This is a genomic window from Pedobacter sp., assembly GCF_045627485.1.
Lineage (GTDB): Bacteria > Bacteroidota > Bacteroidia > Sphingobacteriales > Sphingobacteriaceae > Pedobacter.
This window is the reverse complement of the sequence record NZ_JAZQNU010000005.1, coordinates 1-12,840: the sequence shown is the minus strand read 5'-3', so window position 1 is coordinate 12,840 and position 12,840 is coordinate 1. Positions and strand designations below refer to the sequence as shown.

Sequence of the window (12,840 nt, the reverse complement as noted above, 5' to 3'; positions counted from 1 at the left end):
GAGATGCAGTTGCAAGAAATATTATATGGCGTATCAATAGTAAACCTTGTTGGTAATACCAACAGGGATATTCATGCGCTGAGTTTTGACTCTAGGCATGTCATCGCCGACTCCATATTTTTCGCAATAAAAGGGAGCCAGTCTGATGGGCATATTTACATCGATCAAACAATAGAAGCAGGTGCTACCGTAGTTGTCTGTGAAGTGATGCCTGAAAAATTTCAGGATAATGTAACCTATGTTGAAGTTTTGGATAGCCATATTGCTCTCGGTAAGATGGCAGCTAATTTTTATGGGAATCCATCTGCTAAGATTCAGTTAGTCGGAATTACTGGTACTAACGGGAAAACTACAATTGGCACATTGTTATTTAAATTATATAGAGAATTGGGTTACAAGGTTGGGTTGATCTCTACCGTACAGAATCAGATTAATGATACCATCATACCTGCAACTCATACGACACCTAATCCAATTGCTTTAAACGAATTGTTAAGCAAGATGGTCGATACCGGTTGTGTGTATTGTTTTATGGAGGTAAGTTCTCATGCTGTTTCACAACATCGCATCGAAGGATTACAGTTTGCTGGCGGTGTGTTTTCAAATCTTTCCCACGATCACCTCGATTTTCACAAAACGTTTGACAACTACCTAAAAGCCAAAAAAGCATTTTTCGATGGCTTACCGAAAACTGCATTTGCCTTGGTGAATGCTGATGATAAAAATGGGGCAGTTATGCTTCAGAATACCAAAGCTTCTAAGAAAACTTATGCTTTAAAGCAAATGGCGGATTTCAAGGCCCGCATAATTGAAAACCGCTTTAGTGGTTTAAATCTTGAAATAGACGAGGTAGATGTATTTTTTAAGTTAGTTGGTTCTTTTAACGCCTATAATCTATTAGCGGTGTATGGCACAGCTATGCTTTTAGGCGAGGATAAACTTAATGTGTTGACGCTGTTGAGTAGCCTTACGGGGGCAGAAGGTAGGTTTGATTACGTGAGTAACAAGCAGAATATAATTGGTATAGTTGATTATGCCCATACTCCTGATGCAGTACAGAACGTGTTAAGTACCATACAGGACATTAGGAAAGGTACAGAACAAGTGATTACCATTATCGGTTGCGGTGGAGACAGGGATAAAACCAAACGTCCAATTATGGCTCAGGTAGCTTGCGATTGGAGTGATAAAGTCATCCTTACTTCTGACAATCCGAGAACAGAAGATCCACAAGCTATTGTTCAGGAAATGGAAGCAGGTGTCTCTCCAACCAACAGGCGTAAAACACTAACTATTGTGGACCGTAAAGAGGCAATTAAAACAGCATGTCACTTGGCTAAACCAGGCGATATCATTTTATTGGCCGGGAAAGGTCATGAAAAATATCAGGAGATAAACGGAGTTCGCTATCATTTTGACGATAAGGAAGTACTTACAGAACAATTAAACTTAATCAGCTAATGTTATATCACCTATTCGAGTACTTACGTCAGAATTACGACATACCAGGTTTAAGATTGTTTCAGTACATTACTTTCCGGACTTCCCTTGCTATTATAATTTCCCTGGTAATTACTACCGTTTACGGTAGAAGATTAATCAATTTCCTGCAAATGAAACAAGTGGGGGAATCTGTAAGAAACTTAGGTTTGGAAGGCCAGATGCAAAAACAAGGTACACCAACCATGGGCGGGCTGATTATCTTGCTTGGGATCTTGGTGCCGACACTTTTACTGGCTAACCTAACTAATGTGTATGTGGTTCTTATGATAATAACCACTGTTTGGATGGGGGCCGTAGGATTTTTAGATGATTATATTAAAGTATTCAAAAAAAATAAAGAAGGACTTGCTGGTAAGTTTAAAGTAGTAGGCCAGGTCGGTCTTGGTCTGATTATCGGCTATACCATGTATTTTAATCCAAATATTGTGGTACGTCAAACAGTAAGTGAGAACGATAAGCCCGCTGCTAATGCACCGATCGTACTTAGAGAAAAAGGCGGTAACTATTACTACACACAAGATGTAAAGTCAACAAAAACAACGGTCCCCTTTTATAAAAAAAATGAATTTGATTATGCCAAGGTATTGAAATTTTTGGGCCCAGGTTATGAAAAGTATGCGCTGGCAGTATTTCTTTTATGTTGTGTTGTCATTGTTACGGGTGTATCGAACGGCGCTAACCTTACGGACGGAATTGACGGTTTGGCTACCGGTACCTCGGCAATAATTGGGATTACACTCGGAATACTCGCCTATGTATCTGGTAACACAGTTATAGCCGATTACCTCAATATTATGTACATCCCAAACTCTGGGGAGCTAATGATCTTTGCAGGTGCTTTTGTGGGAGCTTGTGTGGGCTTTTTATGGTATAATTCGTATCCAGCGCAAGTATTTATGGGAGATACGGGCAGTTTAGCAATAGGTGGTATTATTGCAGTTTTTGCTATTATGATTCGTAAGGAATGGTTAATTCCAATTCTATGTGGTGTATTCTTAATCGAAATATTATCTGTGATGATACAGGTAAGTTACTTTAAATATACAAAAAGAAGATTTGGTGAGGGGCGTCGGGTTTTTCTGATGTCACCATTACATCACCACTACCAGAAAAAAGGTTATCATGAAGCTAAAATCGTTACTCGTTTTTGGATCGTTAGCATATTGCTAGCGATAATTACCATAATCACTTTAAAAGTTAGATAATGGAGAAACGCATTGTCATATTAGGAGCAGGAGAAAGTGGAGTGGGGGCAGCTATGCTTGCGCAAAAGCAGGGCTATGACGTTTTTGTATCTGATTTTGGCTTAATAGTGCCTACATACAAGGAAAGGCTAATTTCCTTAAATATCCCTTATGAAGAAAAGCAACATACTCAAGCGCTCATTCTTAACGCTACAGAGGTAATCAAGAGTCCAGGCATACCAGAAACGGCTGCAATTATCAAGTTGCTAAAAGCACAAGGGACCCCAGTAATTTCCGAAATAGAATTTGCAAAACGATATACTCAGGCAAAAACTATATGTATTACTGGTTCTAATGGAAAAACTACCACCACCATGCTTACCTACCACATACTTAAAAAGGCAGGAATAAATGTAGGTTTGGCTGGTAACATTGGGCATAGCTTTGCTGCACAGGTTGCAACTGAGAATTTCGACTGGTATGTTTTAGAGATTTCAAGTTTTATGCTCGACGATATGTATGCTTTTAAAGCAGATATCGCAGTTTTGTTAAATATTACACCCGACCATTTGGATCGTTACGATTACAGCATGGAGAATTATGCCGCATCAAAAATGCGTATTACTCAGAATCAGCAGGCTGGTGATTATTTTATTTATTGTGCTGATGACGAAGAGTCTAAAAAAGCATTAACGAGATGCAACATAGAAGCCACAACCGTTCCTTTTTCTATCCAACAAGAGATCAAGAATGGCGCGTACCTTAAAGGCGGGGAATTGTTTATCAATATTAACCCAGAAAACCCATTTACCATGTCAATTACAGAATTAGCACTTCAAGGCAAGCATAATGTCTACAATTCCATGGCATCTGGAATTGTAGCGAAGATTCTTGATATCCGCAACTTGACCATCAGGGAGAGCATGCGAGATATGCGCAATATTGAACACCGTTTAGAACATGTGGCCAGAATCTCGGGTGTAGAGTATATCAACGATTCTAAAGCAACAAATGTCAATTCTACCTGGTATGCCTTAGAAAGCATGACTACCCCGGTGGTGTTAATATTAGGAGGTGTTGATAAAGGTAATGATTATAGTATGTTGAGAGATCTTGTACGTAGTAAGGTGAAAGCAATTGTATGCTTGGGAAAAAATAATAAGGCCATACATGAAGCTTTCGAAAATGATGTTGACCTCATTGTGAACACATTTTCAGCGTATGAGGCAGTGCAGGTGGCCTATCACCTGGCTAAAAAAGGAGATACCGTTTTATTGTCACCAGCATGTGCAAGTTTTGATCTTTTCAAAAATTATGAAGATCGGGGAAATCAATTTAAAATGGCAGTAAAAGAACTATAACCAGTTATGATAGCAATTAATTCACTTCTGGAAAAAACTAAAGGCGACAGATGGATCTGGTTGATCATCATTTTGTTGTCTTTAATTTCTATCCTTGCAGTTTATAGTGCAACAGGTACGCTGGCATATAAACACGGGGAAGCTGTGGAGAAATTACTCCTAACAAAACATGTCATTTTTGTGATCATGGGGATAGGCATGATCTATATTTCCCATTTATTGGATTATAAATATTATGCGGGGATTTCAAAGGTTCTCATGATTGTGACGATACCTTTGTTATTATACACCTTACTTTTTGGCGCTAGTTTAAATGAGGCTTCGCGTTGGGTTAAAATACCAATTATAGGTTTAACCTTTCAGACCTCTGATTTAGCTAAGTTGGCACTGATTACTTTTTTGGCGAGGATGCTAACTCGCAAACAGGAACATATTAAAGATGTTAAGAGTGCTTTTATGCCCATAATGGGTTCTGTGCTCGTGGTTTTTATTCTTATTGCCCTTGCTAATTTATCTACCGCGTTGATGTTGTTTGGCGTGAGTATTCTTTTGTTAATCATAGGCAGGATTAGCATTAAGCAAATTGCTATTGTTTGTGCTGGTGGTTTTGTGTTATTGATGTTTGTTTTTTTTCTAGGTCCGCGACGCGATACTTATAAATCAAGGATCAATTCTTACCTGCATCCAGAATTGCAACATTCCGATAAAACTTACCAGGCAGATCAGGCCAAGATTGCATTGGCATCTGGGGGCGTATTTGGTCAGGGTCCGGGAAATAGTATTCAGCGTAACTTTCTTCCACATCCCTATTCTGATTTTATTTTCGCCATTATCGTTGAAGAATATGGATTGATAGGGGCATTGACGGTTATAGTATTGTACCTGGTGTTATTGTACCGATGTGTGAGGATTGTAACCCAAAGCCCTAAGGCTTTTGGCGCCCTGTTGGCTGCGGGGTTAAGTTTTAGCTTAACCATACAGGCTTTTGCGAATATGGCTGTAGCGGTAGGCTTAGGGCCTGTTACCGGAGTACCTCTCCCTTTAGTAAGTATGGGGGGGACCTCGATGATCTTTACAAGTATTGCTTTCGGTATTATATTGAGTGTAAGCCGCGATGTAGAAGAAAATAGTAAAAAGGTGATTATTGGAGAAATTCCTGTAAACGCATAATTGAATAAATATGAGACCAACAAGAGTAATCATTTCCGGAGGCGGCACAGGCGGACATATATTCCCGGCTATTGCAATTGCTAACGCTTTAAAGCGAAGGGAGCCGGCTTGTGAAATTTTATTTGTTGGCGCTTTAGGCAGAATGGAAATGGAAAAGGTTCCTGCTGCTGGTTATCAAATTGTTGGTTTAAACATTAGCGGCATACAAAGAGGATCTCTTATTAAAAACCTGGCTTTACCGTATAAGTTATTTTCAAGCGTTAGTAAGGCAAGCGCACTAATCAGTCAATTTAGGCCTGATGTAGTGGTTGGTGTAGGAGGGTATGCTTCCGGACCGGTGCTATTTGCTGCATCTATAAAAAACATCCCCTATTTAATTCAGGAGCAAAATTCCTATGCCGGAATTACCAATAAATGGTTAGGTAAAAAGGCATCGAAAATATGTGTCGCTTTCGACAACATGGACCAATTTTTTCCAGCGGACCGTATCTTGAAGACTGGAAATCCGGTAAGGAAAGATGTGGTAGAGGTGGAAAATAAACACTTTGCTGGTTCTGAGTTATTAAAGCTTGATCCGTTAAAAAAAACCATTTTAGTTACGGGTGGAAGTTTGGGTGCGCGAACTTTAAATAAGAGTATTGAAAAACATTTGGATGCCATTATTGCCCAGGATGTGCAAGTGATATGGCAAACTGGAAAGTATTATTACCAAGGGATAATAGATCGCTTGGGTGTTGATTTTCATCCTAACGTACGTATACTTGAATTCCTTCATCGCATGGATCTGGCTTATGCAGCTGCGGATGTTATTATTTCCCGTGCAGGTGCTGGCACCATTGCTGAACTTTGTTTGGTTAAAAAACCTGTTATACTGGTGCCTTCACCAAATGTTGCCGAAGACCATCAGACTAAAAACGCCCTGGCATTGGCAAAAAACGATGCTGCGTTAATGATCGCCGATCGTTCGGCAGAAGATACATTGATTGATAGTGCGTTAAAACTATTGAACGATACAATTAGGTGTGAAACGCTCTCTTTTAACATTGGTAGAATGGGGCTTCCGCAAGCGGATGAGCTCATCGCCACGGAAGTATTTAATTTAGCAGATAAGGCAAGAATATAATGGAACTGGAAGCGATTAAAAAGGTTTTTTTCATTGGTATCGGTGGTATCGGTATGAGTGCGCTAGCCCGTTATTTAGTAAAACGTGGTTGTTTGGTTTCTGGCTATGATAAAACGCAGACGAATTTAACCCTTGCTTTGGAAAGCGAAGGTATCATGGTGACTTACGATGACGAGGTTTCCGCTATACCTGAACCATTTAAGATACCAGCTGAAGATTTGTTGGTTGTTTACACACCCGCAATTCCTAATCAGTCTTCTATCTTGAATTATTTCAAAAATGGGGATTTCAATTTAAAGAAACGTTCTGAGGTATTAGGTATTATCAGCAAAGGTCAATTCTGTATCGCGGTAGCTGGAACCCACGGAAAGACAACTACTTCGTCTATTATTGCACACTTACTCACACATAGCGGTTATGGCTGTACAGCATTTCTTGGTGGCATAGCAAGCAACTATAACAGTAACTTTATTTTGGGCGATAATCAGGTGGTGGTGGTTGAGGCTGATGAATATGATCGTTCTTTCCTCACCTTGCATCCTTCCATTTCGGTAATCACCTCCATGGATGCTGATCATTTGGATATTTATGGTGATGCCGATCAATTAAATGAAACTTTTCAGCTTTTTGCAAAACAATTGAAAGCAGATGGCACCTTGTTTGTTAAGGCAGGGTTACCTATACACAATTGTGTATATTATGGTGTGCAAAGCGATGCGCAACATCACGCTAAAAATATCAGGGTACTTGATGGAAATTTTGTTTTCGATTATGAGGATAAGCAAACTGAAATCAAAGACCTGAGTTTGCTTTTACCCGGCAAGCACAATATAGAAAATGCCGTTGCTGCTATTGCAGTAGCTTTAAAGCTCGGCATTTCTACAGAGAAAATAAAAGATGCAGTAGCAACTTTTAAAGGGGTAAAGAGAAGGTTTGAATATCAAGTTAGGACGGCTGAACACATCTATATTGATGATTATGCTCATCATCCGGAAGAACTAAAAGCTTGTTTTGATGCGGTCCGTCAGCTGTATCCAGATAAGACACTCACGGTAATATTTCAACCTCATTTGTATACACGTACAAGAGATTTTGCAGCAGGATTTGCAGAAGTACTCAGTACGGTAGATGAATTGCTTTTGCTTGATATTTATCCTGCTAGAGAATTGCCTCTGGAAGGCATAGATTCAAATTTTTTACTAGAAAAACTAACGTTAAAAAATGCTGCCGTATATAGTAAGAAAGCCGCATTGGAAGATATAAAGCATAAAAGGCCTGCTCTGTTATTGACGGTAGGCGCTGGAGATATAGACACCATGGTACAACCGCTTAAAGAACTTTTAGGTCATGCTTAAAAGAATCAACTGGAAATTTGTGATGAAGACTACCGCCTGGTTATTTAGCCTGGTTGGTGTAGTTGTGCTCATGAGTTTCATCAGTGTGAAGAAACAGGCAACCAAGTGTACTAATATCAAAATCTTTATTCCCGGAGCCGATAATTTTGTGGAAAGGGAAGAAGTAGATGCCATGTTGAAACTTCAGCATGGGCAGTTGGTTGGCCAAAACCTAAAGGATATTAACCTAAAGGAGCTGGAGGATAAAATACGTTCTAATCCTTATATCGAAGAAGCCAAGATATACGCTGACATGGATGGGGAGATCAGGATTGAAATTAGTCAGCGCGAACCCATTTTAAGGGTGATCAATGCGGGTAACCAGGATTATTATATTGACAGTAAAGGATTGAAGATGCCTATTTCTACCAATTTTACTGCAAATGTTTTAGTGGCTAATGGTAGCATCAGGGAGCCTTTTAATGGAAGGTTAGACACCTTAAGCACCAAAATTGGTAGAGATCTGTATAAAACGGCAAGTTTTATCAATGCAGATACATTGTGGACTGCACAGATTGAACAAATGTACGTAAACGACCGGCTGGATATAGAATTAGTTCCTCGTGTGGGTAACCAACGAATAGTTTTAGGAGATGCTGATTCTCTGGAGGTTAAAATGTATAACTTACTCACTTTCTACAAAAAGGCGTTGCCGAAGGTAGGATGGGATACTTATAAAACGATAAACATTAAATATACAAACCAAATAGTTTGTGAAAGAAGTAAGCCAGATTCCATACTTGTCTATGGATATATGGAAGCACTTCCAGTACCTGTATCAAGTGCGGGAGATATCTATAAAGGAGTGGATACCTCTGCGCGGCATACAAAAGAAAAAGATTAGGACATTAAAAATATACTCAATATCAATTATACAGTTATGGGCAAAGAAAAATCTACCGTCCAGTCTCCAATCGTAGTTGGACTGGATATCGGCACTACAAAAATCTGTGTCATCGTGGGGCGCAGAACGACACATGGTAAGATTGAAGTTTTAGGCATCGGAAAAGCGGAGTCTGCCGGGGTAACCCGTGGAGTAGTTTCCAATATTCAAAAAACAGTTCAAGGAATTACCCAGGCTGTGGAGGTGGCCAGCGGACAATCAAATGTGGAAATCCGTGTCGTAAATGTGGGTATCGCTGGTCAGCATATTAAAAGTTTGCAACACCGTGGAATCCTCACCCGCAGGGAACTTACCAACGAAATTGGTAAAAAGGATATAGACAAATTAATCGATGATATGTTCAAGCTGGTTATGCCCCCAGGAGAAGAAATCATCCACGTGTTACCACAAGAATTTACTATAGACAATGAACCTGGAGTTAAAGACCCGATAGGTATGGCAGGCGTTCGTTTAGAAGCAAATTTCCACATCATTTCAGGTCAGGTTACAGCTGTCAAAAATATCATGAGATGCGTCACGAATGCCGGTTTAACTACACAAGAACTTATTTTAGAGCCATTAGCTTCTTCAGAATCTGTATTGAGTGAGGAAGAGAAAGAAGCAGGAATCGCTTTAGTTGATATCGGTGGTGGTACTACAGATATTGCCATATTTCATGAAGGAATTATTCGTCATACGGCTGTTATTCCTTTTGGAGGTAACAGTGTGACGGAAGATATCCGAGAAGGCTGTTCTGTAATGAGAAATCAAGCTGAACTTTTGAAAACAAGATTCGGTTCCGCACTTGCCGAGGAGAATAAAGAAAACGAAATAATTTGTGTTCCTGGCTTGAGAGGCAGAGAACCTAAAGAGATTTCAGTAAAAAACTTAGCTTATGTTATCCAGGCCCGTATGGAAGAAATCATAGAGCATGTTTATTACGAAATTAAATCTTCAGGTTATGAAAAGAAATTGATTGGTGGCGTAGTAATTACCGGTGGTGGAGCGTTATTAAAACATTTGGCCCAATTAGTGGAGTATGTAACTGGATTAGACTGCCGTGTAGGGTATCCAAACGAGCATTTATCTAAATTTGAGGATATGCCAAAAACAATATACGACGATTTAAAAAGCCCGATGTATGCCACTAGTGTTGGATTGTTGATTAAAGGTATCCAGAAAGCTGAAGAACAGGTGGAGGAGATGAAACAACCAGGTGTTTATGTTGAAAAACCACAGGAAGCAAAAGAGAAAGCAAAACGAAGCGGTACTGGATTGTTTGATAAGTTACTGGCAAAAACTAAGGACTTTATCAAGGACGACATGAACGTAAGCGACGAGGATTATATAAAACCGTAATATTTATTCACAATAGTCAATTTTTCCACATTCTTAACAAATGTTGAAAACTTCTGTTGAAAATTGCTAATATTACATTGAGTAGATGAACAGCTAAGGCGAATTTATAAACAACTGATTCATAAAGATATGCAGTTCGAAATGTTAAAAGATAAGTCATCCATCATCAAGGTAATTGGTGTTGGTGGCGGTGGAGGTAATGCGGTAAACCATATGTACCGTCAAGGAATTACCGGGGTGGACTTTATTATTTGTAATACAGATGCCCAGGCACTGGAGTTCAGTCCTATTCCTAATAAAGTACAATTGGGCGCAAGTTTAACCGAAGGAATGGGTGCAGGCTCTATACCCGAAGTAGGTAAAAACTCTGCCATAGAAAATATAGACGACATCAAACAGATGTTGGGTAGCACAACAAAAATGTTGTTCATCACCGCAGGAATGGGCGGAGGTACCGGAACCGGTGCTAGTCCGATCATTGCACAAGCGGCTAAAGAACTCGACATTCTGACCGTAGCGATCATTACTACGCCTTTTTCCTTTGAGGGTAAACGCCGTAAAATGCAAGCCGAAGATGGATTGGATGAGTTAAAAAAATATGTTGATTCTTATTTGGTCATTTCTAACGACCGTTTACGTGAGATTTTCGGAAACCTAACGCTGGGTTCGGCATTTGCACAAGCAGATGACATCTTAACTACGGCGGCCAAAGGAATTGCTGAAATTATAACAGTGCCGGGTTACATCAACGTGGATTTTAAAGATGTTCGCACGGTGATGAAGGATAGCGGCGTCTGCATAATGGGAAGTTTTGCCTGTGACGGCGAAGATAGGGCCTTGAATGCAGTAGAGGGTGCATTAGCCTCTCCATTATTAAAAGACAATGAAATTGAAGGAGCCCGTTACATTTTACTGAATATAAGTTCCGGCTTACGTGAGGTGACTATGGACGAGGTAACAATCATTACTGATTATATTCAGGACAAAGCGGGTTTATCTGCAGACTTGATTTGGGGTAATTGTATCGACGAAAGTTTGGAGGATAAATTATCTGTTACCATTATTGCTACTGGTTTCCAAACGATGGAGCAAAGAGTTCACGAGAAGAAAAACGTAAAGAAAATTTCACTATTAACCCCAGAAGAAGCACCATTAGTAAAGCCTGTTGAAGCGGTAAATTCATTTATTCAATCTAAAACAGACGTGTATTCCAATGTGCCGGTGATGAAATCGAAGGATGGTAAAAAGCAACCAGATCTCTTTGCCGACATGACTAGCGGTCAGAAATCACGCCATGCCGAGGATGCTGAAAATAACATCATTCGTCATAGTTTAATTGAAGATGAAGAGCAAACTGAATCCCCACAGGAGAAAGGTTTTGAGTTTGAAGTTAAATTATCTGAAACAGACTACGTTTTTGATACGCCTAAAACAGATTTTAATCCAGGCAACGATCAACATAAAGCAGAACAACGGGAGGAAATCGGTTTAGATGATGATAAAAATGATGATTCAATAGAAGATCAGCTTAAAAAGTCTAAAGAGAGGATTTTAAGACTAAAAGATCTTAGTATGAAGCTGCGCACCACCAATGGTTTACAGGAACTTGAAAACGAACCTGCATACAAACGTAAACAAATGCAGTTACAACAGGTTCAGCATTCTTCAGAATCGCAGGTGTCTAGATTTACCTTAAGCAACGATGAAGATGGTACAACTGAAATCAGACCAAATAATTCGTTTCTACACGATAATGTGGATTAACCAGTCATAATGTTATACAGAAGCCTTAGCAATAGTTTTTGCTAAGGCTTTGTCGTACTAGAACATTTGGGTTTTATAATTTTTTTCAGGTATTCTTCCTTATTGGATATCAGTCATAAAACCTTAAATTTGCACAAAATAAGTTAACTTAATAACATATAAAATTGGATATTTTTGAAAAGATAGCAACGCATATGGGCCCGCTTGGGCAGCATCAAAAATGGTCGCATGGCTATTTTTCTTTCCCTAAACTAGAAGGTGAGATTGCACCTCACATGAACTTCCGTGGGAAAGAGCATTTGGTATGGAGTCTGAATAATTACCTGGGATTAGCTAATCATCCTGAAGTACGAAAAGCAGATGAGGCCGGTGCTGCAGAGTTTGGCATGGCCTACCCAATGGGAGCCAGGATGATGTCTGGTAATACAAAATACCATGAACAACTGGAGCAAGAACTGGCTTCTTTTGTCGGCAAGCCTGATGCTTTTTTATTGAATTACGGTTATCAAGGGATGGTATCTATTATTGATTGCCTGGTAGACCGTAATGACGTCATTGTATACGATGGCGAATGTCATGCTTGTATTATAGATGGGTTACGCCTTCACATGGGTAAACGTTTCGTATATAAACATAATGATATTGAAAGTGCCCGTAAGCAACTTGAGCGCGCCTCAAAGCTTGTAGAACAAAGTGGTGGTGGTATTTTATTGATTACCGAAGGTGTATTCGGTATGTCAGGTGCACAAGGTAAATTAAAAGAACTGGTAGACCTTAAAAAGGATTTTAATTTCAGGTTGCTAATCGATGATGCACATGGTTTTGGTACCATGGGCGCAACAGGAGCAGGTACACACGAAGCACAAGGTTGTATTGAAGGTGTAGATATTTATTTCGGAACTTTCGCTAAAGCAATGGCCGGTATTGGTGCCTTCGTTGCCTCGACTGAGCAAATAACCAATTTCTTTCGATACAATATGCGTTCACAAACCTTCGCCAAGGCTTTACCTATGCCCATGGTAATTGGCTTGCTTAAACGTTTGGAATTGCTTAAAGGAAAGCCAGAACTTAGAGAAAATCTTTGGAAGATTGCTACCGC

10 protein-coding genes are annotated in these 12,840 nt (G+C 39.6%); all 10 read left to right on the top strand.

The window, feature by feature from the left end:
* Positions 1 to 3 precede the first annotated feature (3 nt).
* Positions 4 to 1,461: a UDP-N-acetylmuramoyl-L-alanyl-D-glutamate--2,6-diaminopimelate ligase gene (locus ACR2F3_RS00215; RefSeq protein WP_432707972.1), complete on the top strand. Its 1,458-nt coding sequence runs from the start codon at positions 4 to 6 to the stop codon at positions 1,459 to 1,461.
* Positions 1,461 to 2,708, top strand: a complete 1,248-nt coding sequence (mraY, locus tag ACR2F3_RS00210; RefSeq protein ID WP_432707971.1) for a phospho-N-acetylmuramoyl-pentapeptide-transferase — start codon at positions 1,461 to 1,463, stop codon at positions 2,706 to 2,708. The genes ACR2F3_RS00215 and mraY overlap by 1 nt, the downstream gene beginning before the upstream one ends.
* On the top strand, positions 2,708 to 4,048 hold the full coding sequence (gene murD, locus ACR2F3_RS00205; protein WP_432707970.1) for a UDP-N-acetylmuramoyl-L-alanine--D-glutamate ligase: 1,341 nt from the start codon (positions 2,708 to 2,710) through the stop codon (positions 4,046 to 4,048). Before mraY ends, murD begins: the two co-directional genes overlap by 1 nt.
* A gap of 6 nt (positions 4,049 to 4,054) precedes the next feature.
* The gene (locus tag ACR2F3_RS00200; protein ID WP_432707969.1) at positions 4,055 to 5,218 is read left to right on the top strand and encodes an FtsW/RodA/SpoVE family cell cycle protein; all 1,164 of its coding nucleotides are present in this window, start codon (positions 4,055 to 4,057) and stop codon (positions 5,216 to 5,218) included.
* Positions 5,219 to 5,228: 10 nt separating this feature from the next.
* A complete protein-coding gene (gene murG / locus ACR2F3_RS00195) occupies positions 5,229 to 6,341 on the top strand; it encodes an undecaprenyldiphospho-muramoylpentapeptide beta-N-acetylglucosaminyltransferase (protein WP_432707968.1) in 1,113 nt (370 codons plus the stop codon).
* Complete coding sequence (gene murC / locus ACR2F3_RS00190) at positions 6,341 to 7,696, top strand: UDP-N-acetylmuramate--L-alanine ligase (protein WP_432707967.1); 1,356 nt, start codon at positions 6,341 to 6,343, stop codon at positions 7,694 to 7,696. Before murG ends, murC begins: the two co-directional genes overlap by 1 nt.
* Positions 7,689 to 8,579: a cell division protein FtsQ/DivIB gene (locus tag ACR2F3_RS00185; RefSeq protein ID WP_432707966.1), complete on the top strand. Its 891-nt coding sequence runs from the start codon at positions 7,689 to 7,691 to the stop codon at positions 8,577 to 8,579. Before murC ends, ACR2F3_RS00185 begins: the two co-directional genes overlap by 8 nt.
* Positions 8,580 to 8,615: 36 nt before the next feature.
* Positions 8,616 to 9,977, top strand: a complete 1,362-nt coding sequence (ftsA, locus tag ACR2F3_RS00180; protein ID WP_432707965.1) for a cell division protein FtsA — start codon at positions 8,616 to 8,618, stop codon at positions 9,975 to 9,977.
* 129 nt (positions 9,978 to 10,106) lie between these two features.
* A complete protein-coding gene (gene ftsZ, locus ACR2F3_RS00175) occupies positions 10,107 to 11,741 on the top strand; it encodes a cell division protein FtsZ (protein ID WP_432707964.1) in 1,635 nt (544 codons plus the stop codon).
* A 164-nt stretch (positions 11,742 to 11,905) separates the two neighbouring features.
* Positions 11,906 to 12,840 (top strand): aminotransferase class I/II-fold pyridoxal phosphate-dependent enzyme (locus ACR2F3_RS00170; RefSeq protein WP_432707963.1); only part of this gene is annotated, 935 nt, incomplete at its 3' end.

Coding starts and splice junctions, on each gene's coding strand:
- ACR2F3_RS00215 (WP_432707972.1), top strand. CDS start 4: ATGCAGTTGCAAGAAATATTATATGGCGTATCAATAGTAAACCTTGTT.
- mraY (WP_432707971.1), top strand. CDS start 1,461: ATGTTATATCACCTATTCGAGTACTTACGTCAGAATTACGACATACCA.
- murD (WP_432707970.1), top strand. CDS start 2,708: ATGGAGAAACGCATTGTCATATTAGGAGCAGGAGAAAGTGGAGTGGGG.
- ACR2F3_RS00200 (WP_432707969.1), top strand. CDS start 4,055: ATGATAGCAATTAATTCACTTCTGGAAAAAACTAAAGGCGACAGATGG.
- murG (WP_432707968.1), top strand. CDS start 5,229: ATGAGACCAACAAGAGTAATCATTTCCGGAGGCGGCACAGGCGGACAT.
- murC (WP_432707967.1), top strand. CDS start 6,341: ATGGAACTGGAAGCGATTAAAAAGGTTTTTTTCATTGGTATCGGTGGT.
- ACR2F3_RS00185 (WP_432707966.1), top strand. CDS start 7,689: ATGCTTAAAAGAATCAACTGGAAATTTGTGATGAAGACTACCGCCTGG.
- ftsA (WP_432707965.1), top strand. CDS start 8,616: ATGGGCAAAGAAAAATCTACCGTCCAGTCTCCAATCGTAGTTGGACTG.
- ftsZ (WP_432707964.1), top strand. CDS start 10,107: ATGCAGTTCGAAATGTTAAAAGATAAGTCATCCATCATCAAGGTAATT.